Source organism: Prevotella sp. P5-64 (genome assembly GCF_002251285.1).
In the GTDB taxonomy this organism is placed as follows: Bacteria; Bacteroidota; Bacteroidia; order Bacteroidales; family Bacteroidaceae; genus Prevotella.
Genome location: NZ_NPJK01000037.1, coordinates 22,423 through 49,418 on the forward strand (window position 1 = coordinate 22,423; position 26,996 = coordinate 49,418).

Annotated in this window: 26 protein-coding genes; 14 read left to right on the forward strand and 12 right to left on the reverse strand. The window is 58.3% G+C overall.

The features are described from left to right. Positions 1 to 90 precede the first annotated feature (90 nt). The 6 genes from CIK87_RS07410 to CIK87_RS07435 form a co-directional block, all read right to left on the reverse strand. Positions 91 to 963, reverse strand: a complete 873-nt coding sequence (locus tag CIK87_RS07410; RefSeq protein WP_094386662.1) for a hypothetical protein — start codon at positions 961 to 963, stop codon at positions 91 to 93. A gap of 219 nt (positions 964 to 1,182) precedes the next feature. Next, a complete protein-coding gene (locus CIK87_RS07415; protein ID WP_094386663.1) occupies positions 1,183 to 3,207 on the reverse strand; it encodes a M13 family metallopeptidase in 2,025 nt (674 codons plus the stop codon). 107 nt (positions 3,208 to 3,314) lie between these two features. After that, a complete protein-coding gene (locus CIK87_RS07420) occupies positions 3,315 to 4,586 on the reverse strand; it encodes an ATP-binding protein (RefSeq protein WP_022309495.1) in 1,272 nt (423 codons plus the stop codon). Positions 4,587 to 4,814: 228 nt separating this feature from the next. Beyond that, complete coding sequence (locus CIK87_RS07425; RefSeq protein ID WP_022309496.1) at positions 4,815 to 5,042, reverse strand: helix-turn-helix transcriptional regulator; 228 nt, start codon at positions 5,040 to 5,042, stop codon at positions 4,815 to 4,817. Positions 5,043 to 5,054: 12 nt separating this feature from the next. Beyond that, positions 5,055 to 5,705 carry a DUF2975 domain-containing protein gene (locus CIK87_RS07430; RefSeq protein WP_022309497.1) on the reverse strand — a complete coding sequence of 217 codons (651 nt, stop codon included), beginning with the start codon at positions 5,703 to 5,705 and terminating at the stop codon, positions 5,055 to 5,057. Positions 5,706 to 5,752: 47 nt separating this feature from the next. Then, positions 5,753 to 6,046 (reverse strand): hypothetical protein, encoded by a 294-nt coding sequence (locus CIK87_RS07435; protein ID WP_094386664.1) that lies wholly within the window; start codon positions 6,044 to 6,046, stop codon positions 5,753 to 5,755. Here CIK87_RS07435 and CIK87_RS07440 point away from each other — a divergent pair. From CIK87_RS07440 to CIK87_RS13990, 7 genes are all read left to right on the forward strand, one after another. Continuing rightward, positions 6,045 to 6,398 carry a hypothetical protein gene (locus CIK87_RS07440; RefSeq protein ID WP_022309498.1) on the forward strand — a complete coding sequence of 118 codons (354 nt, stop codon included), beginning with the start codon at positions 6,045 to 6,047 and terminating at the stop codon, positions 6,396 to 6,398. The genes CIK87_RS07435 and CIK87_RS07440 overlap by 2 nt on opposite strands. Before the next feature lie 147 nt (positions 6,399 to 6,545). Beyond that, entirely contained in the window at positions 6,546 to 8,441 is a 1,896-nt protein-coding gene (locus CIK87_RS07445) for a cation-translocating P-type ATPase (protein ID WP_094386665.1), read from the forward strand. Positions 8,442 to 8,664: 223 nt separating this feature from the next. Further along, positions 8,665 to 10,737: a DNA topoisomerase 3 gene (locus tag CIK87_RS07450; protein WP_022309500.1), complete on the forward strand. Its 2,073-nt coding sequence runs from the start codon at positions 8,665 to 8,667 to the stop codon at positions 10,735 to 10,737. After that, positions 10,737 to 11,801 carry an acyltransferase gene (locus CIK87_RS07455; RefSeq protein WP_094386666.1) on the forward strand — a complete coding sequence of 355 codons (1,065 nt, stop codon included), beginning with the start codon at positions 10,737 to 10,739 and terminating at the stop codon, positions 11,799 to 11,801. Before CIK87_RS07450 ends, CIK87_RS07455 begins: the two co-directional genes overlap by 1 nt. 53 nt (positions 11,802 to 11,854) lie before the next feature. Further along, positions 11,855 to 13,918 (forward strand): OmpA family protein, encoded by a 2,064-nt coding sequence (locus CIK87_RS07460; RefSeq protein WP_094386667.1) that lies wholly within the window; start codon positions 11,855 to 11,857, stop codon positions 13,916 to 13,918. 126 nt (positions 13,919 to 14,044) lie between these two features. Next, the gene (locus CIK87_RS14355) at positions 14,045 to 14,200 is read left to right on the forward strand and encodes a hypothetical protein (RefSeq protein WP_158216218.1); all 156 of its coding nucleotides are present in this window, start codon (positions 14,045 to 14,047) and stop codon (positions 14,198 to 14,200) included. Between the two features lie 18 nt (positions 14,201 to 14,218). Further along, positions 14,219 to 14,407 carry a hypothetical protein gene (locus tag CIK87_RS13990; RefSeq protein WP_144008144.1) on the forward strand — a complete coding sequence of 63 codons (189 nt, stop codon included), beginning with the start codon at positions 14,219 to 14,221 and terminating at the stop codon, positions 14,405 to 14,407. Between the two features lie 70 nt (positions 14,408 to 14,477). Here the strand turns inward: CIK87_RS13990 and CIK87_RS07465 are convergent, their stop codons facing one another. From CIK87_RS07465 to CIK87_RS07475, 3 genes are read right to left on the reverse strand one after another with little or no spacing between them, the layout of a single operon-like run. Then, entirely contained in the window at positions 14,478 to 14,825 is a 348-nt protein-coding gene (locus CIK87_RS07465) for a DUF5056 domain-containing protein (RefSeq protein WP_158216219.1), read from the reverse strand. After that, the gene (locus tag CIK87_RS07470) at positions 14,812 to 15,354 is read right to left on the reverse strand and encodes an RNA polymerase sigma factor (protein WP_094386669.1); all 543 of its coding nucleotides are present in this window, start codon (positions 15,352 to 15,354) and stop codon (positions 14,812 to 14,814) included. Before CIK87_RS07470 ends, CIK87_RS07465 begins: the two co-directional genes overlap by 14 nt. Before the next feature lie 28 nt (positions 15,355 to 15,382). Further along, positions 15,383 to 16,039 (reverse strand): DUF6249 domain-containing protein, encoded by a 657-nt coding sequence (locus tag CIK87_RS07475; protein ID WP_144008145.1) that lies wholly within the window; start codon positions 16,037 to 16,039, stop codon positions 15,383 to 15,385. Between the two features lie 104 nt (positions 16,040 to 16,143). Between CIK87_RS07475 and CIK87_RS07480 the strand changes: the two genes are divergently transcribed. From CIK87_RS07480 to CIK87_RS07495, 4 genes are read left to right on the forward strand one after another with little or no spacing between them, the layout of a single operon-like run. Continuing rightward, positions 16,144 to 17,532, forward strand: coding sequence for a hypothetical protein (locus tag CIK87_RS07480; RefSeq protein ID WP_371327114.1), 1,389 nt, complete (start codon positions 16,144 to 16,146; stop codon positions 17,530 to 17,532). Continuing rightward, positions 17,529 to 18,323 (forward strand): thymidylate synthase, encoded by a 795-nt coding sequence (locus CIK87_RS07485; RefSeq protein ID WP_094386671.1) that lies wholly within the window; start codon positions 17,529 to 17,531, stop codon positions 18,321 to 18,323. The genes CIK87_RS07480 and CIK87_RS07485 overlap by 4 nt, the downstream gene beginning before the upstream one ends. Positions 18,324 to 18,338: 15 nt before the next feature. Further along, on the forward strand, positions 18,339 to 18,839 hold the full coding sequence (locus CIK87_RS07490; RefSeq protein ID WP_022309699.1) for a dihydrofolate reductase: 501 nt from the start codon (positions 18,339 to 18,341) through the stop codon (positions 18,837 to 18,839). A gap of 37 nt (positions 18,840 to 18,876) precedes the next feature. Continuing rightward, complete coding sequence (locus CIK87_RS07495; RefSeq protein ID WP_094386672.1) at positions 18,877 to 19,635, forward strand: SDR family oxidoreductase; 759 nt, start codon at positions 18,877 to 18,879, stop codon at positions 19,633 to 19,635. Between the two features lie 95 nt (positions 19,636 to 19,730). On the opposite strand, the gene CIK87_RS07500 is transcribed toward CIK87_RS07495, so the two are convergent. From CIK87_RS07500 to CIK87_RS07510, 3 genes are all read right to left on the reverse strand, one after another. Further along, complete coding sequence (locus tag CIK87_RS07500; RefSeq protein ID WP_094386673.1) at positions 19,731 to 20,750, reverse strand: alpha/beta hydrolase; 1,020 nt, start codon at positions 20,748 to 20,750, stop codon at positions 19,731 to 19,733. Between the two features lie 61 nt (positions 20,751 to 20,811). Beyond that, complete coding sequence (locus tag CIK87_RS07505; RefSeq protein ID WP_094386674.1) at positions 20,812 to 22,482, reverse strand: ABC transporter ATP-binding protein; 1,671 nt, start codon at positions 22,480 to 22,482, stop codon at positions 20,812 to 20,814. A gap of 22 nt (positions 22,483 to 22,504) precedes the next feature. Next, positions 22,505 to 23,389: an NAD kinase gene (locus CIK87_RS07510; RefSeq protein ID WP_094386675.1), complete on the reverse strand. Its 885-nt coding sequence runs from the start codon at positions 23,387 to 23,389 to the stop codon at positions 22,505 to 22,507. Positions 23,390 to 23,511: 122 nt separating this feature from the next. On the opposite strand from CIK87_RS07510, the gene CIK87_RS07515 reads away from it, so the two are divergent. Genes CIK87_RS07515 through recG form a run of 3 tightly spaced genes read left to right on the forward strand, consistent with a single transcriptional unit; the run spans position 23,512 to position 26,840 of the window. Then, positions 23,512 to 24,066, forward strand: a complete 555-nt coding sequence (locus CIK87_RS07515) for a DJ-1 family glyoxalase III (protein ID WP_022309704.1) — start codon at positions 23,512 to 23,514, stop codon at positions 24,064 to 24,066. Between the two features lie 15 nt (positions 24,067 to 24,081). After that, positions 24,082 to 24,747, forward strand: a complete 666-nt coding sequence (locus tag CIK87_RS07520; RefSeq protein WP_094386676.1) for a 2-C-methyl-D-erythritol 4-phosphate cytidylyltransferase — start codon at positions 24,082 to 24,084, stop codon at positions 24,745 to 24,747. Then, the gene (recG, locus tag CIK87_RS07525) at positions 24,744 to 26,840 is read left to right on the forward strand and encodes an ATP-dependent DNA helicase RecG (protein WP_173823490.1); all 2,097 of its coding nucleotides are present in this window, start codon (positions 24,744 to 24,746) and stop codon (positions 26,838 to 26,840) included. Before CIK87_RS07520 ends, recG begins: the two co-directional genes overlap by 4 nt. Positions 26,841 to 26,996 lie beyond the last annotated feature (156 nt).

Here is a 26,996-nt window from a genome sequence, read left to right on the forward strand (position 1 = left end):
CCCCAAACGAAAGGGACGAAAAACAACATGCCCGGAACGTTTTTCCTCTTCACGTCCCAGGCACGCCGTGTGGTTATTTCGGCCTCCTGTCTATTTGCAGGTGGCGATATTAAACTCGTTGACCTTGGAAATCTTGTGGTTGTTGCCCTCGATGACCGAGATGCACAACTTCACGTTGCCGGCCTTGATGCGGTTGTCGGCCTTGACCAGTGCGGTGTAGCGTATGCCGCATCCGGGGGCAATCTTCTCTACATGCACGCCGGGCGAGATGAAGATATGGCGGTTGCCGGTGGCTTCGACCACCATGGGCTGTACATCATAGATGGTCTGACGGCCGTTGTTGTAGACCTCAAAGACCACCTTGCACAGCTCGTTGCGGCTTATGCGGTTGTCGCCATTGGCGTCTATAAACCGGGCGTTGCGTATCTCTATCGTCGGCGTATAGGTTATGCCCTCGGCGATATTCTCCACGCTCGACGAACCGGGCAGCACCTGCGTGGGCTTAGTGCCCTTCTCGCTGTTACCGCCATCGTCGGGGGTGAACTCGATGCGGTCGTCGCCGCCGTTGTTCTCGTCGAAACCGCTGCCATACCCGGCTTCGCTCTGCTGGGTGGTCACGGGTTGCTGGGCGCGTGGACGCTGGCGCTGCTGACGGCTGGTATAGGTGTCGTCGCCATAGTCGCGCTGACGCTGGCGACGGCTGGCATATCCGCCGTTGTCATAGCCCTGCTGTCGCTGCTGGTCGGCGGCGTTGCCGATGATGCCTCCCAGCACGGCACCACCCGCCATGCCCACGATGGTACCCATGTCATGACCGCGCGGTCCATCGCTGATGCCACCGATGGCACTACCCAATATCGAGCCGAAGGTGGCACCGGTATAGGCGCCCTGTCCGGCGTAGGTGCCGCATCCGCTCATCACCAGGAGCGTCGAAGCGGCTATTGCTGCGTATTGTTTCCTCATTCCCTTCACTGGTTTTAGTTGCTGTTATGGTTGCAAAAGTAACCAATTCCACCGTCACCGCCATGGTTTTTCCCCTAAATCGCAATAGGGTTTCCCCTATTATTATAATTTAAGGTGTAGATGACGGCGCCGTCATCACCGTGGCTACCCAAAAGGCTCCCGCTGCCTCTCTTGGGGCAGACGGGAGCCATGCTTATGCGGTCGGTTCACACCGAGTGATTACCAGATGTGGGCGCGCTTGTCGGGAGCCAGATAGAGGCGATCGGTGGGCTGTATGCCCCAAGCCTCATACCAGGCGTCGATATGTGGCAGAGCGGCATTGACACGCAGATGGTTGGGCGAGTGTACGTCGCTGTTGACGAGGTAAGCCACGAACTGCGGAGCCACATTGCTGGCCCAGATGCGGGCATAGGAGAGGAAGAAGCGCTGGGCTGCGCTGTAGCCGTCCTTCTCGGGCAGAGGCTGCTTGGCCATCACGTTCTGCAGGGCACGGAATGCCACGTTGATACCGCCGTTGTCGCCGATGTTCTCGCCAAGGGTCTTCTCGCCATTGACCTTCAGACCGGGCTGTACCTCCTGTGCGCTAAACCAGTCGGCCAACACCTTGGTGCGCTGGCTGTAGTTGGCCTTGTCCTCGTCGGTCCACCAGTTGTTCAGGTTGCCGTTCTTGTCAAACTGGCAGCCCTGGTCGTCGAAGCCGTGGCTCATCTCGTGGCCGATGACGGCTCCTATGGCGCCATAGTTGGCGGCGTCGTCGGCCTCGGCGTCAAAGAACGGAGCCTGGAGGATGGCTGCCGGGAAGTTGATACTGTTGAAGGTTGGGGCATAGAAGGCGTTGACCATCTGGGGATTGCAGGCGAAGACAGTCTTGTCGACAGGCTTGCGCCACTTCTTCTCCAGACTGCGGCGGCGCAGGGCGGGGATAATCTCGTCGTAGTTGGCGCGCAGGCTCTTGCTTTCGTCTATCTGCACGTACTCTTCCATGTTCTGCCACTTATCGGGATAACCTATATTGATACGCATACTGCGCAGCTTCTCTATGGCCTTGGCCTTGGTGGCATCGGTCATCCATGTGCTCTCGCCGATGCGCTGGGCGAAGGCGTCCTGCAGGTTGTGTACCATCTCCACCACTCTCTGCTTGCTGCTCTCGGGGAAGTACTTGGCGACATAGAGCTTGCCGATAGACTCGCCCATGAGTCCCTGGACAAATCCCAGTCCGCGCTTCCAGCGGGGCTGCTGCTCCTTGACGCCATAGACGGCCTTGGTGTATTCGAAACGGCGGTTGACGAAGTCGTCGGAGAGCAGGCTCACAGACGAACTGATGACGCTGGCCTCCAGAGTGGCTTTGAGGGCGAAGAGGTCGGCGGTGGCGAGTATCTTCTCTACCTCGTGGATGGGCTCGGGCTGACCCACATCGACAGAGTCAATGTCGGAAGGATAGCCATAAGCCAGACAGAGCTGCTTCCAGTCGATGCCGGGATAGTCGCGCAGCAGGTCCTGCCAGCTCATCTTGTGGATATTGGCCTGAGGGTCGCGGCTCTTCACCTGGTCGTAGCTCTGGCGGGCTATCTGGTCTTCGATGGCGAAGGCTGCCTGCATCTTCTTCTCAGCCATGGCCTCGCTGTTGCCCACCATCTTGAAGAGGTCTTTCATCAGACTCTTGTAGGCGGCCACCACTGCCTTCTGCTGCTCATTGGGCTGGGTATAGTATTCGGGGTCAAGACCGATGCCACCCTGGTTGGCACCGAAGATGTACTGGTCTGAGTTGATGGCGTCCTGGCCCAGTCCGAAGCCGAAGAGCATGGTGCCGTAGCCCTTGGCACCCAGTTCGTACATCACGCGCTCACACTGCTTGCGGTTCTTGATGGCAGCCACCTTGGCGAGGGCGGGCTTGATGGGTTCGTAGCCCATACGGTTGCGAGCCACCGTGTCCATATACATACGGTAAAGCGAACCAATTTTCTGGCCCACTGTGCCCTGGGGCATGTGCTTCTCGGCATACTCCTTCACGAGGTCGCGTATGCGGTCGTTGTTCTGCTCGTCCAAATCGGTAAACGAACCGTTCATGGGGTGTACGGCGTCGAGTGGATGGCTCTTGAGCCAGCCGCCGGCAGCGAACTGGTAGAAATCTTCACCGGGCTTGACTTCAAGGTTCATGTTGGCCTTGTCAATGCCGCTTTTGAGTGTTTGGGCAGAGGTCATACCTGAGATGGCGAGTGCCGCGATTAACATTTTAATTTTCATTTGTAGGGTTATTTTGTTGATTAATTGTTTCCGTCCAGAGTGCCACGATGATGGTAGAGGCTATCCTCGTCAGGGTGGGCCTTTATGAGATTGTTTTCTTGTCTGCTTCAGTCTTTCAGACATCCAATGGGAACTACGAATACGCCATCTTTTCTTCGATAGGCATAATCGCCTGTACCTGTAAGCACCATCATGAAGGAGGGCTCGTTCATCTTTTCTGTATTTATTTTTTCCTTAAGAGTCAACAGATTGGCAGCACCTTCATTGACGAGCCTGTCACCACCCAGCTTAACCTCAACAAGTCCGTATTTTCCATTACGGAGATGTATCACGGCATCACATTCCAGCCCGTTCTTGTCTCGATAATGATACACCGCACCATCCAGCGCATCTGCAAATACCCGCAAGTCACGGATACACAGGGTCTCAAAGAAGAGCCCCATAGTGTTGAGGTCGCCAATAAGGTCATTTGGACCAAGTCCCAATACTGCGGTGCCTATCGAAGAGTCTATGAAGTATCGGGTGTTGGCCGTGCGGATGGCTGTCTTTGAGCGGAGGTTGGGGTTCCAAGCCTCAGAGTCCTCTATGACAAATATCTTTCGCAATGCCTCCAAATAACCGCCTGCCGTCTTTACGCTTATTTCATTTTCATCATTGGTCATCATGTCTGCCACTATAGTTCCGATGGTTGCCTGCGAACCTTGGTTACGGGCGTATGAACGCAAAAGCAGCCTCGTTGTCGTACTATTGCGGTTAACTCCATCCACTCGGGAAATATCTTTTTTGATAATGGCGTCCACATAATCGAACGCTTGCGCCAGGGCAGCCTCGCCTTGCAAATTGCATGCGAAGGGCCAGCCACCACGGCAAATCAAGAAGGCAATGTCATCTATCTTCAGCTTGTTTACGGCGACAATTTTTTCAGGAGTTCCAAACAGATGAGCCAAGCTAACACCGCCATTTGACTCTCCTGACTCATAGAGGCTCATTGGACGCATGGTCAACCAGCTGAACCGTCCTGTGCCAGAGTGGTGTATCTCTTTTTCTTCCGCGGGAACGGCAGAACCTGTCAAGACAAATTGCCCAACCTCGCGCCTATGGTCAATCTCAAACCTTATGGCATCCCACAGCTTCGGCGCCAACTGCCACTCGTCAATCAGTCTCGGAGTATCGCCATCCAGCAACACGGAAGCGTCAATCTCCGCCATCTCCAGATTGGTTGCCAACGACGTAGGATTATCCATATACAAGATGCTGTTTGCCTGCTGTTCGGCGGTGGTGGTCTTCCCGCACCACTTGGGACCTTCTATCAATATGGCTCCTTTGCTTGCCAACTTCTTTGCAAGCATTTGGTCTGCTATTCTATGTTTGTACTCCATATCTTCAAATGATTTGATTTACAGCTGCAAATATACATCTTTTTTCTGTTATTTCCTCAGTTGGCGCATTTTTATTTCCTCAGTTGGCGCATTTTCACTTCCTCAGTTGGCGCGATTTCGCTTCCTCAGTTGGCGGAAATGATGGTTGACGGGGTGGTCGGCGTGGTGAGAAAAGCCCTTGAGCCAACTGCCGGCTGCCAACTGGTGAACACTTCACCTGACTTGACCTCAAGGGGCATGCTGACCGTCATCGTCGGCACGATATTCGAGTATATCGCCGGGCTGGCAGTCGAGAGCCTGACAAATGGCTTCAAGGGTGGTGAAGCGTATGGCTTTGGCCTTGCCCGTCTTGAGTACCGAGAGGTTGGCGGGAGTGATACCCACCCGCTCGGCCAACTCGCCCGACGACATCTTGCGCCGGGCCATCATCACGTCTACATTTACTATGATTGCCATGATTGGTACTGTTTATATGGTAAGGTCGTTTTCTTCTTTCATCTTCTGGCCCACGGCAAAGAGCTGGCTCACCATGAGCAAGCCCAACCCTATGACGAGCAGCATACTGTCTATCTCGCTGTGGAGGCTCACGTCGTAGCCGGCATAGGCCACGGCGGGCGTAGTGTCAAAGGCCAGCAACAGCCATTCGCCCAGATAGATGGCTATGATGTACCAACCCATCAGCCGCAGCCGACGAGTGGCAGACTCGCCGAAGTCTTCACCTCGGTTTACGGCAAGCACCAGCCGGATGAAGACTACCCAGAAAGCTAAACAACAACCCGACATCGCCAGCAGCACCAGCATATTGCCTATGGTGACCAGCACCGGCGTGCTACCCGTGCCTTCGGCGACCACCCAAGCGGTCACCTTGCTCACGCGCAGCGAGTCGGTATTGCCAGTCATCGTGTTGGTCATCGCCAGTTCGCGGCGTGCCGGGTTGTGCGAACGCAAGTCCAGAATGTAGGGTTTGCAGGTCTTGCCCGTGGCACGGTCCTGAAACTCAAGGGTGGCGTCGGCATAACCGCTGTTAAAGCCTTCGACAAAGTGCTGGGCAGCCGTGAAGAGAGAGAAAGCCACGGCTATCAACAGCAGAATACAATAGAAGTTGAACTTACGTTTCATCTGTTTTCTTGATAATTATTAATAACTTATTGTTAATTGTATATTATTTATCGAATAACGATATGGCAAAGGTAGAGATTATCTCTGTAACCACCAAGCAAAACTCCAGTTTTATTATCGTTTAACGATAAATTTAACACTCTTACACGCATCGTGGCGGCCATCATCGCCGTCACAGCGATGATGATCTCAACGCCCACCCCATTCCCCGACACGATAAAAGTAATGATGGATAGAAAAAAAGAGGGGGAAAAATGGAGCGGTTTCACAAAAAAGTAATACATTTGCAGCAGTGTATTCAATGAATGTGTATTGCGCCGCAAGGCTAAAGTTATTGTCATGAGAGTATATTGTGTCAACCACCTGCCTTTAGGTAAGAGTTTCTATGCCATCAACCTCTTTGGCGTCGTTTTCGCCAAAGGTCCGCTGAATAGTGTCAGTGCCCGTCACGAGTATATACACACCCTGCAGCAGCGCGAGATGCTCTACATCTTTTTCTACCTGTGGTATGCCGTCGAGTGGCTGCTCCGTCTGGCCTATTGCCGTGACGGCTACAAGAGCTATGCCAACCTCGCCTTTGAGCGCGAGGCTTACGCCAACCAGTACAACCCGCACTACCCGCAGCAACGCCGTCCCTACGCCTGGCTACACCACCTGTGGCATAGGGAGTCATGGCGCGAAGTGTGGCACTGACCTCTGATTTCCAGTCCCAACCGTTTGCATTCTGCGCAGAGTTGTGTAACTTTGCACACATCGTCGTCGCTGCCACCCTCATGGTGTTTGGCGTCGGATCTATATATATAATAAGGTAATAACATATATATAATAAGGTATAAGGATATGACTACACGCACGATAGCCGTACTCGGCATGATGTGTGCCGGATGTGCCGGCACCGTAGAGCGCACCCTCTCGCGCATGGAGGGCGTGACGACAGCCAGCGTCAATCTCGCCGCTCGCACCGTGACGGTGACCTACGACGAGCACCTCACCTCGCCCCAGGCGATGAAGGAGCGGTTGGCCCAGGCGGGCTACGACCTGGTGATAGAGCAAGACCGCAACGTAGAAGCCATCGAGCGACGGCAGTATCAGCGCCTGAGACGCAAGGTGGCGGTGGCGTGGCTGCTCTCGCTGCTCTGCATGACCATAGGCATGGGGTGGATAGAGACGGGCAGCGCCGATGCAGCCAACCAGCTATCCATGCTGATAGCTCTGGCGGCTATGGTGTGGTGCGGACGCGACATCTATCGCTCAGCATGGCGACAGACGCTGCATGCCACAGCCAACATGGACACTCTCGTGGCGATGAGCACGATTATCAGCTTCGGCTTCAGTTTCTTCAACACCTTCTGGGGCGACGTATGGACTGCCTCGGGCATGGAGTGGCACACCTACTATGATGCCACAGTCATGATACTCACCTTCGTGCTCACGGGCCGCATGCTCGAGGAGCGCGCCAAGCACAGCACAGCCTCAGCCATACGCTCGCTCATGGGCCTGGCTCCCAAGACAGCGCGCGTGGTGAGCGGCGACGCTCTCGTCGAGATGCCTCTCGCTGCTGTGCAACCCGGCGACTGCGTCGAGGTGAGAGCCGGAGAGAAAGTGGCTGTCGACGGCGTGGTCACCGCTTGGGGCGACACCACAGCGACGATAGACGAGAGCATGATAAGCGGTGAGCCCCAGGCTGTAGCCAAGCATGCCGGCGACCGCGTGCTGGCGGGCACCATCGTCGTCAGCGGCGCCTTGCGCTTCACCGCCCGCGAGGTAGGCAGCAAGACCATGCTGGCACAGATTATCCGCATGGTGCAGCAGGCCCAGGGCTCCAAGGCTCCCGTGCAGCGTGTAGTCGATAGGATAGCCGCCATCTTCGTGCCCACGGTACTTGCCCTCTCGGCGCTCACCCTCATGGTGTGGCTCACGGTCGGCGGCATGAGCCAGCTGCCCCGAGCCGTCATGTCGGCGGTGTCGGTGCTGGTCATCGCCTGTCCCTGCGCCATGGGACTCGCCACCCCCACAGCACTCATGGTGGGCATAGGGCGTGCAGCACGCATGGGCATACTCATCAAGGACGCCACCGCGCTCGAGACCATGCGCCACATCGATGCCATCGTCATCGACAAGACGGGCACCCTCACTCTCCCTGCCGCCGATGCCGCCGACAGCGACGACGTAAGCCGACGCGAGAATCTGAAGCCCCACGCCCGCGAGGCCATCGCGCAACTCAAGAGTCAGGGTATAGACATCTATATGATGAGCGGCGACCGCGACGAGGCTGTCGTCTACTGGGCCAAGCAGGCTGGCATAGACCATTGGCGCAGCCGCGTCATGCCACAGGACAAGCAGGACATGGTGGCCCGTCTGCAGGCCGAGGGCAGGCATGTGGCGATGGTGGGCGACGGCATCAACGACAGTCAGGCATTGGCAGCCGCCGATGTGGGCATAGCCATGGGCCGCGGCACCGATGTAGCGATGGACGTGGCACAGGTCACCCTCATGGGCAACGACCTGCGCCGCATTGCCGAAGCCTTCAGTCTGTCGCGCCAGACGGTAGGCATGATTCGCCAGAACCTCTTCTGGGCGTTCATCTACAATCTCGTCTGCATCCCCCTTGCCGCCGGAGCCCTCTACGCCGTCACCGACTTCCAGATTACGCCCATGTGGGCAAGCGCACTGATGGCCATGAGCAGCGTGAGCGTGGTGCTCAACAGTCTGCGGCTCAAGTGGAAACGCGCCTGAGCCACTGCCGCCACCGCCACCGCATCTACACATACAGAGGACATCTCCCCGACGCTGGAGGATGCCTCTGCAAAGCTGGAGATTACTCTCACCAAGCAGGAGAGTACCTCCAGCTTTTTTGTATATATTATTGATGCACAGGAAAGAGAAAAGGGCAGTAAGTTGTCCGTTTCGCCATTAATTAGTAACTTTGCAACCACAGCAAAGATTAAGGACAAGACAGATGATAGTTTGTATAGCAGAGAAACCCAGTGTGGCCAAAGACATTGCCCGCATCATCGGCGCCACCTCGGCGCGCGACGGATACATGGAGGGCAACGGGTATCAGGTGACGTGGACCTTCGGCCACCTGTGCTGCCTCAAGGAGCCCAACGACTACGCCGAGAACTGGAAGCACTGGAGCCTTGCCGCGCTACCCATGATTCCGCCACGATTCGGCATCAAGCTCATAGACGACCAGGGCATCAAGAAGCAGTTTGCAGTCATCCAGAAACTCATGACCCAGGCCGACAGCATCGTCAACTGCGGTGACGCCGGACAGGAGGGTGAGCTCATACAGCGGTGGGTGATGCAGATGGCAAGGGCCACCTGCCCCGTCAAGCGACTGTGGATATCGTCGATGACCGACGAGGCCATACGCGAAGGCTTTGCCAAGTTGCGCGAGCAGGAAGATTACAACTCGCTCTACCTGGCCGGACTCTCGCGAGCCGTGGGCGACTGGCTGCTGGGCATGAACGCCACCCGACTCTATACGCTCAAGTATGGACAGAACCGACAGGTGCTGAGCATCGGCCGAGTGCAGACTCCCACGCTGGCACTTATCGTTAACCGACAGAAGGAGATAGACCAGTTCAAACCCGAGCCATATTGGGTACTGGCGACGATATATCGCAACACTCAGTTTACTGCGACACAGGGCAAGTTCACCTCCCGCGAAGAGGGCGAGCAGGCCTTTGCCACCATCGAGGGCAAACCCTTCAGAGTGACAGGCGTGCAGAAGAAGAAGGGAACCGAAGCCCCACCCCACCTCTACGACCTCACCTCGCTCCAGGTAGACTGCAACAAGAAGTTCAGTTACTCTGCCGAGATGACGCTTAACATTATCCAGTCTCTCTATGAGAAGAAGCTCACTACTTACCCTCGTGTCGACACCCAATTCCTCTCCGACGACATCTATCCCAAGTGTCCAGGCATCATGAACGGGCTCAAGAGCTATCACGAACTGATGCGACCGATAGCCGGGAAGCCCCTCATCAAGCCCAAGCGTATCTTCGACACCTCCAAGGTGACCGACCACCACGCCATCATTCCCACCGGACAGGAGGCGAGAGGACTCACCGACCTCGAGCACAATGTCTACGACCTCATCGTGCGCCGCTTCATCGCCGCCTTCTACCCCGACTGTGCCTTTGCCACCACCACGGTGACGGGAGCCGTAGACAAGATAGACTTCAAGGTGTCGGGAAAGGAAATTCTTGACCCCGGATGGCGTCAGGTCTATGCCCGAGACACCCATAAGGACGACGAGGCCGAGAAAGACGACGAAGAGCGCACCCTCGAAGCCTTTGTCAAGGGCGAAGAGGGTCCCCACACGCCTACTCTTACCGAGAAGCAGACCACGCCACCCAAGCCATACACCGAGGCCACGCTCCTGAGAGCCATGGAGACAGCAGGCAAGTTTGTGGACAACGAGGAACTGCGCGCCGCGCTCAAGGAGAACGGCATCGGACGCCCATCGTCGCGAGCCGGCATCATCGAGACGCTCTTCAAGCGCCACTACATACGCCGCGAGCGCAAGAACCTCATAGCCACGCCCACCGGCATACAGCTGATAGACATGATACACGAGCGGCTGCTCACCAGCTGCGAGCTCACGGGTATCTGGGAGAAGAAGCTGCGCGACATAGAGCACAAGAAGTACGACGCCTCGCAGTTTGTCAACGAGCTCAAGGTGCAAATCACCGACATCGTCAACGATGTGCTGCGCGACAACTCCAACCGGCGTGTCACCGTGACCACCGACGAGGACCTCAAGAAGAAGCCAGCCAAGCGCAAGGCCGCACCCCGCAAGCCGGCAGCCAAGCCCGCCGACGCCAAACCCAAAGCCGCCGACTCTACCCCCAAGCCCGTCACACCTGCACCCGACGCACAGCCCGCCGACCCCATGGTGGGCCGCCCCTGCCCCAAGTGTGGCCAGGGCACCATCATCAAGGGCAAGACCGCCTATGGTTGCAGCCGCTGGCGCGAGGGATGTGACTGGCGACAGCCTCTCAACAACGACAACAAGACACAATAATGACCTCTACCTGCAAACCTACGCGCAATATAGCGCTCGACCTCATCAGAGTGGTCGCCATCGTGCTGGTGCTGTGGCAGCACGCCAGCGAGTATTACTACATCGGAGACAACCTGAGCGTAATCCATGCCAACATCCCACTGCTGACATGGATGAACAGCGTGGCACGCATCTGTGTGCCGCTTTTTGTAATGATTTCGGGCTATCTGCTGCTGCCCGTCTCCACCTCTACCGCCACCTTCTTCCGCCGCCGCTTCACCCGCATCCTCTTCCCGTGGGTGTTCTGGTGCGTGGCCTATGCCGTCTACTTCATGCTGCGTAGCGGCGACGGCATCGCCACCTGCATCGCCAGCGTGTGCCGCATCCCGCTCAACTACGGAGTCGAGGTGGGCCACCTCTGGTATATCTACATGCTCATCGGCGTGTATCTGCTGGCGCCCATCGTTTCGCCCTGGCTGCGCCAGTGTGGCAAGCGCGAACTCCAGGGCTATCTGGCGCTGTGGATGCTTACCACCCTGCTGCCCTATCTGCACCATGCAGGCATCGCGCTGTGGGGCGAGGCGTCGTGGAACGTCACCCCAGCGTTCTACTATTACACCGGCTTCGGCGGCTACTTCGTCCTGGGCCACTATCTGCGACGCTACGGATGTCCGCGACTGTCGGTGTCGATGGCACTGCTGGTGGTGGGCTATCTGTTTACTGCCCAGGCCTTCCTCTACTTCGACTCCTTTGCCAAGGATGCCATAGAGCTTGAGGTGCCCTGGGACTTCTGCTCCGTCAACGTGATGATGATGACGCTCGGCACCTTTGGCGCGTTAAGCCGCGTACGCCTCAGCGCCACCTCGACCATAGGCCGGCTGGTCATCTCGGTATCTACGTGCAGCTACGCCATGTATCTGGCCCACATCATGATACTCAACGCCTTCCACGACCTCTACGACGGCGCTGCGCCCATGGCTGCCCTGGTGCCGATGATAGCCCTCAGCACCACCGCCACCACCTATGCCGCAGTATGGTGCCTCGGTCGCCTGCCCTGGAGCCGCTACTGGTTAGGAATAGACTGACCCTGGGGCAATAAATCGCCAATTCCGGCGTTATCTTTGTAAAAGACTCAAAGATGAAACACCTGTTATATACTCTCATCCTTGTCGCCACGCTGCTCTCCTTGAGCGGCTGTGGTGCCGAGCGTGCCGTGCGCAAAGGCGACAAGCACCAGGCACTGGGCGAATACTATGATGCCGCCGTGCAGTATCGCAAGGCTTACCGACAGCTCTCGCCCAAGGAGCGGGAGCAGCGCGGCAAGGTGGCGCTCAAGATGGCGCGCTGCTACGAGCGCATCAACCAGTCGCAGCGAGCCAACTCTGCCTACGCCAATGCCCTCAGATACGGACAGGCTGGGCTCGAAGACCGTCTGGCTTATGGCCGACAGCTGCTCAAGAGTGCGTCGTACAAGGAGGCTGCCGACATGTTCAGGACAGTGCTCGACTCGATGCCCGACAACGAGCTGGCCAAGAGCGGACTGCAGTCGGCGCTCAACGCACCCACCATCAAGCAGGCGGGCTCGCGATACAAGGTCAAGAGGATGGATGTCTTCAACTCGCGACGGGCCGACTACAGCCCGGTGCTGGCAGGCGACGCCCTGGACCACCTCTACTTCTCCTCGACGCGCAACGAGGCCGAGGGCGACGAGCTGAGTGGCATCACGGGCACCAAGAATGCCGACATCTTCGTCTCGGTCAAGGACGACAAGGGCAAGTGGTCCAAGCCCGAGCCCGTGAGCGGCGGCCTCAACACCGCCTACGACGAGGGCGCATGCTGCATCAGCCCCGACGGCCGTGAGATGTATCTCACCCAGTGTGTGACCGACCCCTCGTCGCCCCGATATGCAGAGATAGTCACCTCCAACCGCAGCGACGCCGCATGGAGCAAGCCCACCAAGCTGGAGCTCACCCGCGACACGCTGTCAAGCTATGCCCACCCCGCCATATCGCCCGACGGCGAGTGGCTGTACTTCGTCTCCGACATGCCAGGTGGCAAGGGAGGCATGGACATCTGGCGCGTGCGCATCACATCGGTCGGACTGGGCGGCGTGGAAAACCTGGGCGAGCCCATCAATACCCCCGGCGACGAGATGTTTCCCACCTTCCGCCCCAACGGCGACCTCTACTTCTCGAGCAACGGCCATTCCGGACTGGGAGGACTGGATATCTTCATCGCCAAGGTCAACAAGCAGGGCCGCTACCAGCTCTACCACCCCGGCTACCCGCTCAACTCCCACGGCGATGACTTCGGCATGACCTTTGAGGGACCCCACAACCGGGGTTACTTCTCGTCCAACCGTGGCGACGGCCGCGGATGGGACCATATATACGCGTTTGAGAACCCCGAGGTGGTCAACACCGTCAAGGGATGGGTCTACGAGGCCGAGGGATACGAACTGCCGCAGGCCGAGGTCTACATGGTAGGCAACGACGGCACCAACCGCCGACTGACGCTCAAGAGCGACGGCTCGTTCACCCAGGTGGTCAAGCCCGGAGTGAGCTATGTGATGCTCGCCACCTGCAAGGGCTTCCTCAACCATAAGGAAGAACTCACCGTACGGCCCACCGAAGAGTCGGAAGAGACGGTGCTGCAGTTCCCGCTGGTATCTATCACCGCACCGGTGCTGATAGACAACATCTTCTACGACTTCGACAAGGCCACGCTGCGCCCCGAGTCGACCAAGGCGCTCGACGAACTGGTGACGCTGCTCAACGAGAACGGCAATGTGACCATCGAGCTGAGCGCCCACTGCGACTACAAGGGCAGCGCCGAGTACAACAAACGGCTCTCGCAGCGCCGCGCCGAGGCTGTGGTCAACTATCTCACCGCCAAGGGCATAGCCCGCGACCGGCTCACGCCCGTGGGCTACGGCAAGGAGAAGCCCAAGACCATACGGCGCAAGCTCACCGAGCGGCTCACGTGGCTCAAGGAGGGCGACGTGCTGACCGAAGAGTTTATCAGCCATCTGGACAAGGACAAGCAGGAGATAGCCAACCAGCTGAACCGCCGCACCGAGTTTATCGTGCTGCGTACCACCTACGGACTGTTCGACGAGCACGGCAAACTCAAGAAGAGACCCAAGCCTGCCACCACCGACAAGCACGAGGGCGACGACGGGCTGAACATCATCATCGAGTAGCCCCACACCACCGCGCCCACACAGCAGGCGCATAGCCTCATCACTCCACAGCATAGCCTCATCACCCTATAGCATAACCTCTTTTTCCCACAGACGACAAAGCCCTGGCTCGCAAGAGTCAGGGCTTTGTCACTGCAGACCGTGGGGAAAACTGGCACCAAGGGCAGCCATGCTGTGAGTAACGATAACGATACAGAGTGTACAAAGAGCGGCGCCGGGCATATCTTGGGCGGCGCCGAGACCACCTTTACCAACGTGCTGACCATCTCTATCGCCTCGTAACGGAAGGCACGAGGGCTCGTGACGGAAGAAACGTGGGCTCGTATCATAAGCCACGTGGGCTCGTGCCTTACGTTACGAGCCGGCAATGATGGCAAGCACAAGGATGAAGCCAATGAGCATCACCGCATCCACACGCTGCGCAACAACGTGAGCCACGACCACCGTCATGGATGTACCAAAGAGGGTTCGCTGTACATCCACAGGTGAATGTACAACGAACCCTCTGCCCGGCAGTATGCAGGCGCGGCGCGCAGCCACAGTCCCCGCCCGCGGACGGCTATCGGCGATGATGCACAGGAGTGCGGCTGATGGTAATGATGCTGATGGCGGTTATCGCCACGACCACCGTAAGGAGTGTCGAGGGGCGCACGCAGTCGTTGACAGCCACCACGCCCACCAAGTCGCCCATGACTCCCATGAGCAGCGAACCCAGTCGGGGCAGCGACCCCATCATCGCCACCGCCAGCGCCCCTATGGCGAAGCAGAAGAGCGTCCAATAACGATTAAGACGGTCGGTGTGCTGCGGCAAGTGGCGCATCACGCGACGGGTGAAACCCATATCGGCCACCTGGGGCTTGTGCTCGGTCATAAACTGTGCTATCAGTCTGTCATCATTGTCTGTCATATCCATTATGTCTTAAATAATCGGCCATTTTCTTCTTTCCACGCGAGAGATGCGACTTGACAGTGCCCTCGCGCATACCCGTAACCATGGTGATGTGGTCTATGCTCTGTCCCTCCATCAGCTGGAGCACCACGCAGGTGCGCTCGGCGTCGGTAAGGAGCGCCAGCGCATGGCGCAAGTCCATCTGCAGTCCGCTGTCGGTGTCTCTCCCACTGCGCCCCATCACCGCGGGCGTTTCCAGAGAGTCGGTCGGGTGCTGCGTCTTCACGTGGTCGTAGTACACATTGTATGCTATACGAAACAGCCACGTGCTGAACGACGCCTCTCCACGAAAGCGGGAGATGTTGAGGTAGGCTTTGACGAAGGTGTCTTGGGCCAGGTCGTCGCTCAACTGGGTGTCGCCCAGCGTCTGGCTGAGGAAGAAGCGACGCACCTGGGCCTGGTATTTCTCAACCAGCCGCCCGAAGGCTGCCCGGTTGTGGAATATCGCCGCCTGGGTAATCCATGCTATGTCTTCGAGATTTCTCACGTCGCTCTATCTATATATAATAATGTGGTTACTGGTTGTCGCTCTCCTCGTCGTGCGGTGCTTCGGTGTGGCGGCCACCCGTGGTGCGCACGATGACCAGCTGGCCCACGCCATAGCAAGCCACCAGGGCGCCGATGCCCATGAGCATGCTCGAACTCCAGATGTAGAACATCACTATCATGCCCACGCCTATCGACACGTTGCGTATGCCCTTGCGCCAGAGGGTCTCGTTGGTATCGAGAGCCTGCTCGCAGAGTTGTGAGGGTATAGGCTGGCCGTGCTCCAGTGCCTTCTCGGCAAGCGCTATGCGGTCGTTGCGCTGCTTGATGAGATGGCGGACGATGAGGATGACGGCTATAAGAGGCGCTGCCAGGAAGAGCAGCACTAACAGGCATACTATCACGGCAATGGCAATGCCTCCCATGCCGAAGAGGGGCTTGCAGAAATCTACAAACGATCCGAAATCGTCCAGGTCGTCGTCCATATACGGCGTGGAGGCGTAGTAGGTGGAGTCGGCAGCGGAGGCAGCATCCCAGGAGGCGGTGTCGGAGTAGGCCTCGATGCCGGTGTGGGCAGTATCGGCCACCACAGCGTCGTCGAGGTGGTTGCGGTGGTGTGGGGCGGCATCGACGCTCATGGCGATGCAAGCCAGCATGACTGTAAGTGTCAGAATAAATCGTTTCATATCTTCTTCGTTTTGTTTTTTTCTATCCATTAGACGCATTGAGACGCCAATTAGTTGCAAAATAACTAAAAAAAACCTACTTTTGCAAAGTTAATAGCGTGAAGATGATAGATATACCTAAAGATTTTGCGGACTCCACGCGGCTGTTGATGAGCGATGCGCTTTACGAAACGCTCGTTGGCGGGCTCAACGATGAACCCTCGGTAAGCCTGCGCCTCAACCCCTTCAAGACCGATGGCCGCCCTGTGGGCCAAGTCACGCCCGTGCCCTGGTGCGACGGTGCCTACTGGCTCGAGTCGCGTCCCAATTTCACCTTCGACCCGCTGCTTCATGCCGGTTGTTACTATGTGCAGGAAGCGGCGTCAATGTTTCTGCACCATGTGCTGTCGCGGGTCATCGACCGGCCAGTGACAGCGCTCGACCTGTGTGCTGCGCCCGGCGGCAAGTCGACCACGGCGCGCGGGGTGCTGCCCCAGGGCAGTCTGCTGATATGCAACGAGCCCATACGCCAACGCGCCCAGATACTGAGCGAAAACATACAGAAGTACGGACACCCCGACGTGATGGTCACCAACAACTACCCGCGCGACTTCCGCAAAGCGGGGCTGCTCTTCGACCTGATTGTCGCCGACGTACCCTGCTCGGGCGAAGGCATGTTCCGCAAGGACGCCGGCGCCATAGCCGAATGGAGTCGGCAGAACGTGGAAAACTGCTACCGGCTGCAACGCGAAATCATCGAAGACATCTGGCCCTGTCTGCGGCCTGGCGGTATACTGGTCTACTCGACCTGCACGTTCAACGAACAGGAAAACGAGGACAACATCGCATGGATACGCGGACTGGGAGCCAATGTGCTGGACATCGACATCAGCGAGGAATGGAACATCACCGGTGCGCTCAAGGGCGAAGACAGTCTGTATCGCTTCATCCCCGGTCGCTCGCGCAGCGAAGGGCTGTGCATGGCTGTGCTGCGCAAGAGCGACGACACCGTGCTGGCAGAGCGTCGCGCCAAGGACAGCGGCAAGCCCGCCAAGACGCGACCGCGCACCGATGTGGGGGCGTGGATAAACGACAGCGACCACTTCACCCTCTGCGAGAGGGGCGACACGCTAAGCGCCATCCCCACATGGTGGCTCGCACAGTATCGCGCCGCCGAGAAGTCGCTGCATCTGCTGCACGCCGGCATCACCTTGGGCTCCGTCAAGGGTAAGGACGTGGTGCCCCACCAGTCGCTGGCACTCTCGACCGCACTCAACCGCTCGGCCTTTGCACAGGCAGAGGTCGGATACGGGCAAGCCATAGCCTATCTGCGCAAAGAAGCGATAACGCTCGACGCCGCCACGCCGCGCGGCATCGTGCTCATCACCTACCACGGCATACCCTTGGGATTTGCCAAGAACCTGGGCAACCGCGCCAACAACCTCTATCCCCAGGAATGGCGTATCAAGAGCACCCATCTGCCCGAACAAATACCGACAATACTCAATATATGAAACAATATCTCAATCTGCTTGACCGCATCCTTACCGAAGGAGCCACCAAGACCGACCGCACAGGTACGGGCACCAAGAGTGTCTTCGGCCATCAGATGCGGTTCAATCTCGAAGAGGGTTTCCCGCTTCTTACCACCAAGAAGCTGCACCTCAAGTCTATCATCTATGAACTGCTGTGGTTCCTGCGCGGTGACACCAACGTGCGCTATCTGCAGGAACATGGTGTAAGGATTTGGAACGAATGGGCCGACGAAGACGGAGAATTAGGCCCCGTGTACGGACACCAATGGCGCTCGTGGCCCGACTACAACGGCGGCACCATAGACCAGATACAGCAGGTGATAGACACGCTGAAGACTCACCCCGACTCGCGCCGCATGATTGTGTCGGCCTGGAACCCCGCCGAGGTCGACGAGATGGCGCTCCCACCCTGTCACTGCCTCTTCCAGTTCTATGTGGCTGACGACCGACTGAGTCTGCAGCTCTACCAGCGCTCTGCCGACACCTTCCTGGGTGTGCCGTTCAACATCGCCTCGTATGCGCTGCTGCTCCAGATGATGGCGCAGGTGACCGGACTGCGTGCCGGCGACTTCATCCACACCACCGGCGACACGCATCTCTATCTGAACCACATAGAGCAAGCCCGTCTGCAGCTCACACGCACACCGCGACCGCTGCCCAAGATGAACCTGAACCCCGACGTGAAGAGTCTCTTTGACTTCAAATACGAAGATTTCCAACTCACCGACTATGACCCGTGGCCACACATAGCCGCGCAGGTGTCGGTATAACCACTCGCTGAAAACATGCGCATCAACATCATAGCCGCCGTGGCACGCAACCGCGCCATAGGCATCGACAACAAACTCATATACTGGCTGCCCAATGACCTGAAACGGTTTAAGGCGCTCACCACGGGGCACACCATCATCATGGGGCGCCACACCTTTGAGTCGCTGCCCAAGGGCGCGCTGCCCAACCGCCGCAACATCGTGCTGAGCCGCACCGCCACCGAGTTTGCGGGCTGCGACACCTATGCCTCGATAGACGAGGCACTCGCCCACTGTGGCGACGACGAGGATATATATATAATAGGTGGAGCCAGCATCTATGCCCAGGCGCTCGACCGGGCTCAGCGGCTCTGCCTCACCGAGGTCGACGACACGCCAGAGGCTGCCGACGCCTTCTTCCCCGACTACAGCGGATGGCACGAGACCTGGCGCGAGCACCACGACAAAGACGAGCGTCACGCTCAGGCTTACGACTTCGTAGACTATGAGCCGGGCAAACGGGCAGAGGAACAATAGCGACACAGAGGAAAACATAACCCAAATGGCAATGACAATGAAGAAGACAGCTCTCATCACCGGTGCCACAAGTGGCATCGGCGAAGCCTGCGCAAGAAAGTTTGCGGCAGGCGGATACAATCTGATAATCACAGGGCGCAGAGCCGACAGGCTGGAGGAAATCAAGACCACGCTGGAGGCTATGGGCGCCGAGGTGGTGACACTGGCGTTCGACGTGCGCGACGCCGAGGCTACCACCAAGGCCATCGCGTCGCTCGGCGAAGGATGGCAGGAGATAGACGTGCTCATCAACAACGCCGGGCTGGCACTCGGTCTGGACAAGGAGTATGAAGGCGACCCGACAGACTGGAACACGATGATAGACACCAACATCAAGGGTCTGCTCACGATGACCCGACTGGTGGTGCCGGGCATGGTGGCGCGCAACAGGGGCCACGTCATCAACATAGGCAGTGTGGCGGGCGACGCCGCTTACGCCTGCGGCAACGTGTACTGTGCCACCAAAGCAGCCGTGAAGGCCCTCACCGACGGTCTGCGTATCGACGTGGCCCACACGGAAGTACGCGTGACCAACGTGAAGCCCGGACTGGTGGAGACAAACTTCAGCCGCGTGCGCTTCCATGGCGACAACGAGCGTGCCGACAATGTCTACAAAGGCGTCAAGCCGCTTACGGGCGACGACATAGCCGATGTGGCATTCTATGCAGCATCGGCGCCGAAGCATGTGCAGATAGCCGAGGTGCTGGTGTTGGCCACCCATCAGGCCAATGGCTCCTACATACATCGGGAAGCATAGGTTGGGCGTCCAACCATCATCACGCAATCAGGCCTTGATGACTCGCTATGGTCATCAAGGCCTGATTGCGTAGTGGGGATAATGGGCACCGCGCGCTATCTACCCTCGGCGAGCGCGTCAGCAGGCGCATTGAGAAAGCGGGCAACGGCGCTGACTGCCTCGGCAAAGGCGGTGGGCTGGCCGGGCACGGTGATGAAGAGATGGGTGGCTGTGGGGAAGACATGGTAAGTGAGCCTGTGGCCAAGTAGCTGCAGCCGATGCGCCAATTGGGTGGTCTGGTCGAAGAGGATGTCGTGACCCGCAGAGATGAGGCACATGGGCGGCAGGGAGCGCAGCGTGTCGTCGGCGGCGAGTTCGACCGAGACGAGCGGATTGTGCTCCTCTCCACGGGCGTAGGCTTCGCAGAAAGCCTCAAGCAGTTCGGCGTCGTCGCCATAGCCTTGGGCATAGTCTGTCCACGATGGCGTGACACGCGTGTAGAGTCTGGTGACAGGATAGATGGGCACAACACGGCTCACACCCTTGGTCGAGAGGGCTGTGGCGAGGGCAAGGTTGCCTCCGGCGCTGTCGCCTCCCACCGCCACCTGGGTAGAGTCGCAGCCCCACGCATCGGCGTGCTGGCGGAGATAGGCAAAGGCGCGGCGGCAGTCGTCGAGCGGAGCCGGAAAGGGATGGGCTGGCGACAGGCGGTAATCGAGGGCAGCCACGCAGCAGTCGGCCTTCAACGCCAAAGTGGCACAGAAGCGCGCACAACTGTTGATGCTGCCGAAGCACCAGCCGCCTCCGTGGAGATAGAGCAGCAGCGGACGCTTGCGGAGGGCTGGTCGGGAGGGCGTGAAGAGGCAGATGTCGGGGGTGGGATAAGTGGCGGTGACGCCGTCGGGCAACTGGGGCGGCTGGTTGCGGCTCTGCCTGATTTGCTGCAAGGCTGCACAGTCGCCAGAGATAGCCGCGCGCACCGCCAGCATCTGTCTGTGCTGCAGGTCGGTAGGCATACGGCTGAGGAAGAGGCGTTCGTCGTCGAGCATACGCCGCTGGAGCGAGTCGGAGGGATAGGTCTGCCCATACAGACATACCATGGAAAACAATAAGAATAAGGTGTGGAAAATACGCATAATCTATAAGAACATTAAGGTCGTCTCTGCAGAGACAGGAGACTGCAGATGGCACTGCCGCTTAGAGCCGCAGCACCTCGTCGCAGTATTCCACCACCGCCGGACGGTGGGTGATGAAGATGATAGTGTGCTGACGGCTGCCCAGGACATTGGCGAGCAGGCGGCGCTCGGTCTCGATGTCGAGGGCGCTGGTAGCCTCGTCGAAGAGCATCACGGGGCGGTTGCGCAGCAGGGCCCGGGCAATGGCAATACGCTGTGCCTGACCCTCACTCAGACCGGCTCCCGACTCGGAGCAACGCGTGTCGAGTCCGTCGGGCAACTGGCTGACAAAGTCGGCACATGCCTGGTGGAGCGCATCAAACATCTCGTCGTCGGTGGCGGTAGGGCTGCCCATGAGCAGATTGTCGCGGATGGTGCCGCTCATGAGGGTATTGCCCTGGGGCACGTAGACAAAGTTGCAACGCATACGCGGCGACAGTTGCTGGCCGTCTCCGTCGGCGTGGTAGAGGTTTATCTCTCCCTCCTGGGGACGGAGCAGGGCGAGGATGAGGCGGATAAGGGTGGTCTTGCCGGCTCCCGTCTCGCCAAGGATGGCGGTGCAGGTGCCGGGACGGAAGTCGAACGACAGGTGGTCTATCACGCGTCCGTCGCCGTCATTATAACCATAGCCCACATCGTCGAGCTTCACACCACAGGGTGCTTCGACCACGATGGGGTCGCCCTGCTCTTCGAGGGGAGGCTCTTCGAGTTCCATGAGTCGCTCGGCAGCGGTGAAGACACTGACAAAGGCGGGCACGATGCGGCTCAGGTTGCGCGCCGGACTCTGTATGCGGTTGACGAGTTGCAGGTAGGCTGTCATGCCGCCAAACGACAGCGTGTGCATGGACATGCGCACTGCCGCCCAGAGGAAGGCTATGAGATAGGTAAGGGAGAACCCGAAGTTGAGGATGAAGTTGGAGAGCAGGCTGAAGCGTGTGCGCTGGATGACGTTGCGCCGCAGCTGGCTCTGGGTACTCTCGAGCTTACCCACCATGGCGTCGTCGCTCTCCAGAGTCTTGATGAGCACCCGATGCTGGATGGTTTCCTGCAGCACGCTTTGCACCTGGGAGTCGGAGTTGCGCACCTGACGGGTGAGGTGACGCATACGGCGCACATAGACCTTGCTGAGCACCACAAAGAGGGGCAGCAGAGCGACGGTGATGACCGCCAACAGCCGGTCGAGAGTAAAGAGATAGGCAAAAGCACCGAAGAAGAGAAGCACCACACTGAGCGTATTGGGCAAGGTTTCGGTAATGAAGGTGACGACATTGCTGACGTCGCTCTCGAGGCGGTTGATGACATCGCCAGAGTGTCGCCGTTCGCGCCCGTTCCATTCGGAGCGGAGTATACGGTCGAGCATGTACTGCTGCATGCGGTTCTGCGCCTTCACGCCCAGCACGTTGCGTATCCAGACCGAGGATATGTTGATGGCAAAGTCGATGAGCACCAGCCCACCCATGAGTGCCACCGCCCAGTAGATGGAGCCCTCGATGTTGCCCGAAGCCACGTCGATGGCGCGCTTCACCGCCCACACCTGGGCCAGACTCACCACCACCGTAGCCATGCCCATCGATGCGTTGAGTATGGTCTGCAGTCGGTTGCCCCGCCATATCTTCCACAGCCAGCGCATGATGTCGCGCGTGGTGTAGGCCGAGTTGGCGGGCGTTATCCATTGGGCTATCTTTATCTTCATGACTCTCGGTGTGGTTGTGGGTCTATCTGTGGTCGGCGCCCCACATCATCTTCTCGCGGAGGGTGGAGAAGTAGCTGCGGCTGTCGCGCTTCACTATATTTATGGTATAGGGGGCCTTGCGGATGGTAAGGCGCGTGCTCTCGAGCAACTTCTCCGAGCGGCCGTCGATGGCTACGAGGAAGTTGTGAGACCGGCTCTCCACCTCGAGCGTTATCTCGCTGTCGTCGTTGATGACGATGGGGCGGACATTGAGGCTGTGGGGCGCCACGGGAGTAAGGCAGAGGATGTCGGCATCGGGCACGATGATGGGGCCGCCGTTGGAGAGACCGTAGGCGGTAGAACCGGTGGGTGTAGAGACGATGAGCCCGTCGGCCTGGTAGGTCACCAGATACTCGCCGTTGATGCAGGTGCGCACGGAAATCATCGCGGCATTGTCGCGCTTGAGCACGGCGATGTCGTTGAGGGCGAAGGGGCTGCCCTCGATTATCTCGCCGTCGGCCTCGACCATGATGACGGCATGGGGCTCCACAGCGTAGTGCCCGTCTGCTATCTCGGCGATGGCGTGGTCTATCTCGTCGGGATGGATGTCGGCCAGAAATCCCAGTCTGCCTGTGTTGACACCGATTATGGGCGTCGCCTTGCTTCCCACCATGCTGGCTGCGCGTAGGAAGGTGCCGTCGCCGCCGATGGAGATGACGAAGTCTACGTCGAAGTTGTAGTTGTCGAAGACGCCGCTTACCTCGACCTCCATGCCCAAGGCCGATGTGATGTACCGGAAGAAGGTGCGCTCGATGTAGATTTCGGCTCCACGAGCCTTGAGACTGTCTATGAGCCGGTGGATAGATACCGTCTTACCCGCCTGGAACTCCTTGCCGAAGAGAGCGAACCGCAACACGTTTGCCGCCATAAATGTTATCTTTTTTTAATCTTTGTTCCTCATTCTTGCTCACAAATGCCAAACATTTAGTACATTTGCACGTGAATGATGCGACAAAAATACTACTTTTTGTTGTAAAACACGTTGAAATTATGGCAAAAGTATATGAATTTCTTTCCAATGGCTTCGAAGACATAGAGGCATTGGCACCCGTAGACATACTCCGCCGAGGCGGACTGGAGGTAAAAACAGTGAGCATTACCGGCGAGCAGATGGTGGAAACCACCCACGGCATCAAGCTCATGACCGATCTGAGGATAGAGGACATCGCCGACTTCAGCGACGTCGACGCCATGCTGCTGCCAGGCGGTCTGCCAGGAGCCACCAATCTGAACAAGCACAGGATGCTGCGCGAGATACTGCTCGAGCAGTACAACCAGGGCCGCATAGTCGCCGCCATCTGCGCCGCACCGCTGGTGCTGGGCTCGATAGGCATCCTTGAGGGCAAGCGAGCCACCTGCTACCCCGGATTCGAGAAGCGCATGACCGGCGCCACCTACACCCAGGAACAGGTGACCATCGACGGCAACATCATCACGGGCAAGGGTCCCGGCGCGTCGATGGACTTCGGCTACGCCATCCTCGGCAAGTTTGTCGCACCCGAAGCTGTGGCAGAACTCAAGGCCCAGATGATGTACAAAGGTTAACCCACAACGACAGCCATGGACTATATCATCATCGTAGCCGGAGGCAAGGGGCTGCGCATGGGCAGCGACGTGCCCAAGCAGTTTCTGCCCGTCAAGGGAATGCCCGTACTGATGCGCACCATCAGCCGTTTTCATGAGTGCAATCCCTCGATGCAGATTATACTCGTACTCCCACACCACCAGCAGCAATACTGGCACGACCTGTGCAGCCAATACGCATTCGATATCGCCCACACGGTGGTAGACGGAGGCGACACGCGCTTTGCCTCGTCGCGCAACGGACTCGCCGCCATCCCCGACGACGCCACGGGAACCGTGGGCATACACGACGGGGTGCGCCCCTTTGTGGCTGCCGAGGTGATAAGCCGCTGCTACGATGCCGCCCGCGCCCACGGAGCCGCCATCCCCGTGATGCCGGTCACCGACACGCTGCGCCACATCGACTCTGCCACCACCGCCCACAACGTGCTGCGCACAGACTACCGCATCGTGCAGACCCCACAGGTCTTTGACATCGCGCTGCTCAAGCGCGCCTTCACCCAGCCCTTCCGCGAAGAGTTTACCGACGACGCTTCGGTGGTCGAAGCCATGGGCTGCAGCGTGGAGATGGTCGAAGGCAACCGCGAGAACATCAAGATTACCACACCCTTTGATTTGAAGATAGCCGAAACGCTGTGCTGAACATTCTCGACCAGGACGTGATGTATCTTCCGGGCGTTGGGCCCAAGAAGAAGGAGATTCTGAGCAAAGAGCTTGGCATCCAGACCTGGCGTGACCTGCTTGAGCACTTTCCTTATAAATATGTAGACCGCAGCCGCATCTATCGCATCAGCGAAATCAGTGGCGACATGCCCTTTGTCCAAATCCGCGGACGCATGTTGGGCTACGACGAATATGCCATGGGTGCCCGCAAGAAGCGCATCGTGGGCCACTTCAGCGATGGTCATGGCGTGGTCGACCTCGTATGGTTTCAGGGTGCCCAATATATCTACAAGAACTACCCCATTGGCAAAGAGCTGATAGTCTTTGGCCGTCCCACCGTCTATGGTGGTCGCTACCAGTTTGCCCACCCCGATATCGACGACGCTTCCCAACTGCAGCTCTCCGACATGGGCATGCAGCCCTACTACATGACCACCGAGCGCATGAAGAAGGCGGGGATAAACTCGAGGGCGATGGAGAAGATGACCAAGACGTTGGTGACCAAACTGCCCGAGACGCTGCCCGAGACGCTGCCGCCCTACATCACTGGGCCTCTGCACCTCATCTCGCGCCTCGAAGCACTACGCCAAATCCATTACCCGCACAACGCCCGCGAAATGCAGCAGGCCCGCTACCGCCTCAAGTTTGAAGAGCTCTTTTATGTGCAGCTCAACATACTGCGCTACGCCAGCGACCACCGCCGCAAGTATCGCGGCTACATCTTCAGTCGCGCCGGCGCCCAGCTCAACGACTTCTACCGCAACCACCTGCCTTTCGACCTCACCAATGCACAGAAGCGCGTGGTGCGGGAGATAAGAGACGACATGGCGAGTGGCCGGCAGATGAACCGGCTGCTGCAGGGAGACGTGGGCTCGGGCAAGACGCTGGTAGCGCTCATGGCCATGCTCATAGCCATAGGCAACGGCTACCAGGCGTGCATCATGGCGCCCACAGAGATATTGGCAGAGCAGCACCTGGCCACCATCCGCCAGATGCTGGGAGATATGGATATACACGTAGAACTGCTCACCGGAGTGGTCAAAGGACGACGACGCGCCGACATACTCGACCGTCTGTCCAAGGGCGAGATAGACATACTCGTGGGAACCCACGCCGTCATCGAAGACGCGGTGGTCTTTGCCCGTCTGGGACTGGCTGTGGTCGACGAGCAGCACCGCTTCGGAGTGGCACAGCGCGCCCGACTCTGGGCCAAGAGCGAGATGCCACCCCACATCCTGGTGATGACAGCCACCCCCATACCCCGCACGCTCGCCATGACCCTCTACGGCGACCTTGACGTGAGCGTTATCGACGAACTTCCGCCCGGCCGCAAACCTATCCAGACCCTCCACAAGTATGATACACAGACCACAAGCCTCTACCAGGGCATACGTCAGCAGATAGACAGCGGCCGACAGGTCTACATCGTATATCCGCTCATCGAAGAGAGCGAGAAGAGCGACCTCAAGAACCTCGAAGACGGATTTGAGGCCATGCGCGAGATATTCCCACAATACCGCCTGAGCAAGGTACACGGACGCATGAAGCCCAAGGACAAGGACGCCGAGATGCAGCGCTTTGCCAGCGGCGAAACCCAGATACTGGTAGCTACCACGGTGATAGAGGTGGGCGTCAACGTGCCCAACGCGTCGGTAATGGTCATCCTCGACGCACAGCGGTTCGGACTCTCGCAGCTCCACCAGCTGCGCGGGCGCGTGGGCCGTGGCGCCGAACAGAGCTACTGCATACTGGTAACCACATTCAAACTGAGCGAAGAGACGCGCAAGCGCATCGACATCATGTGCGAGACCAACGACGGGTTCCGCATAGCCGAAGCCGACCTCAAACTGCGCGGCCCCGGCGACCTCGAGGGTACCCAGCAGAGCGGCATAGCCTTCGACCTGAAGATAGCCGACATAGCCCGCGACGGACAGATTGTGCAGCTCGCCCGCGAACAGGCACAGGCCATCATCGACCGCGACCCCGAGTGCAGCAGCAACGAGTACAAGATGCTCTGGGACCGACTCAAGGAACTCCGGAAGAGCAACGTCAACTGGTCGGCTATCAGTTGACGCGGTTTTGTCCTTTTTGGGTCCAAAATTGATATACCTCAAGCCGATTTTTACGGTATTTGTGTTAATTATGGCATAAATTCTGTTAAACATCACCACTTTCCCATATTTTTTCACTAACTTTGTAAAGTCTGAATTGCAAAACAATCTTTTCGG

What these genes read in the sequence shown, in the direction of transcription:
- CIK87_RS07510 (WP_094386675.1), bottom strand. Translation starts at nt 23,389, where the DNA reads ATGGCGGCAAACGTGTTGCGGTTCGCTCTCTTCGGCAAGGAGTTCCAG.
- CIK87_RS07490 (WP_022309699.1), top strand. Translation starts at nt 18,339, where the DNA reads ATGCGCATCAACATCATAGCCGCCGTGGCACGCAACCGCGCCATAGGC.
- CIK87_RS07515 (WP_022309704.1), top strand. Translation starts at nt 23,512, where the DNA reads ATGGCAAAAGTATATGAATTTCTTTCCAATGGCTTCGAAGACATAGAG.
- CIK87_RS07465 (WP_158216219.1), bottom strand. Translation starts at nt 14,825, where the DNA reads ATGACAGACAATGATGACAGACTGATAGCACAGTTTATGACCGAGCAC.
- CIK87_RS07485 (WP_094386671.1), top strand. Translation starts at nt 17,529, where the DNA reads ATGAAACAATATCTCAATCTGCTTGACCGCATCCTTACCGAAGGAGCC.
- CIK87_RS07475 (WP_144008145.1), bottom strand. Translation starts at nt 16,039, where the DNA reads ATGAAACGATTTATTCTGACACTTACAGTCATGCTGGCTTGCATCGCC.
- CIK87_RS07500 (WP_094386673.1), bottom strand. Translation starts at nt 20,750, where the DNA reads ATGCGTATTTTCCACACCTTATTCTTATTGTTTTCCATGGTATGTCTG.
- CIK87_RS07440 (WP_022309498.1), top strand. Translation starts at nt 6,045, where the DNA reads ATGAGAGTATATTGTGTCAACCACCTGCCTTTAGGTAAGAGTTTCTAT.
- CIK87_RS07435 (WP_094386664.1), bottom strand. Translation starts at nt 6,046, where the DNA reads ATGACAATAACTTTAGCCTTGCGGCGCAATACACATTCATTGAATACA.
- CIK87_RS07415 (WP_094386663.1), bottom strand. Translation starts at nt 3,207, where the DNA reads ATGAAAATTAAAATGTTAATCGCGGCACTCGCCATCTCAGGTATGACC.
- CIK87_RS07495 (WP_094386672.1), top strand. Translation starts at nt 18,877, where the DNA reads ATGAAGAAGACAGCTCTCATCACCGGTGCCACAAGTGGCATCGGCGAA.
- CIK87_RS07445 (WP_094386665.1), top strand. Translation starts at nt 6,546, where the DNA reads ATGACTACACGCACGATAGCCGTACTCGGCATGATGTGTGCCGGATGT.
- CIK87_RS07410 (WP_094386662.1), bottom strand. Translation starts at nt 963, where the DNA reads ATGAGGAAACAATACGCAGCAATAGCCGCTTCGACGCTCCTGGTGATG.
- CIK87_RS07430 (WP_022309497.1), bottom strand. Translation starts at nt 5,705, where the DNA reads ATGAAACGTAAGTTCAACTTCTATTGTATTCTGCTGTTGATAGCCGTG.
- CIK87_RS07455 (WP_094386666.1), top strand. Translation starts at nt 10,737, where the DNA reads ATGACCTCTACCTGCAAACCTACGCGCAATATAGCGCTCGACCTCATC.
- CIK87_RS07480 (WP_371327114.1), top strand. Translation starts at nt 16,144, where the DNA reads ATGATAGATATACCTAAAGATTTTGCGGACTCCACGCGGCTGTTGATG.
- CIK87_RS07450 (WP_022309500.1), top strand. Translation starts at nt 8,665, where the DNA reads ATGATAGTTTGTATAGCAGAGAAACCCAGTGTGGCCAAAGACATTGCC.
- CIK87_RS07420 (WP_022309495.1), bottom strand. Translation starts at nt 4,586, where the DNA reads ATGGAGTACAAACATAGAATAGCAGACCAAATGCTTGCAAAGAAGTTG.
- CIK87_RS07520 (WP_094386676.1), top strand. Translation starts at nt 24,082, where the DNA reads ATGGACTATATCATCATCGTAGCCGGAGGCAAGGGGCTGCGCATGGGC.
- CIK87_RS07460 (WP_094386667.1), top strand. Translation starts at nt 11,855, where the DNA reads ATGAAACACCTGTTATATACTCTCATCCTTGTCGCCACGCTGCTCTCC.
- CIK87_RS07505 (WP_094386674.1), bottom strand. Translation starts at nt 22,482, where the DNA reads ATGAAGATAAAGATAGCCCAATGGATAACGCCCGCCAACTCGGCCTAC.
- CIK87_RS07425 (WP_022309496.1), bottom strand. Translation starts at nt 5,042, where the DNA reads ATGGCAATCATAGTAAATGTAGACGTGATGATGGCCCGGCGCAAGATG.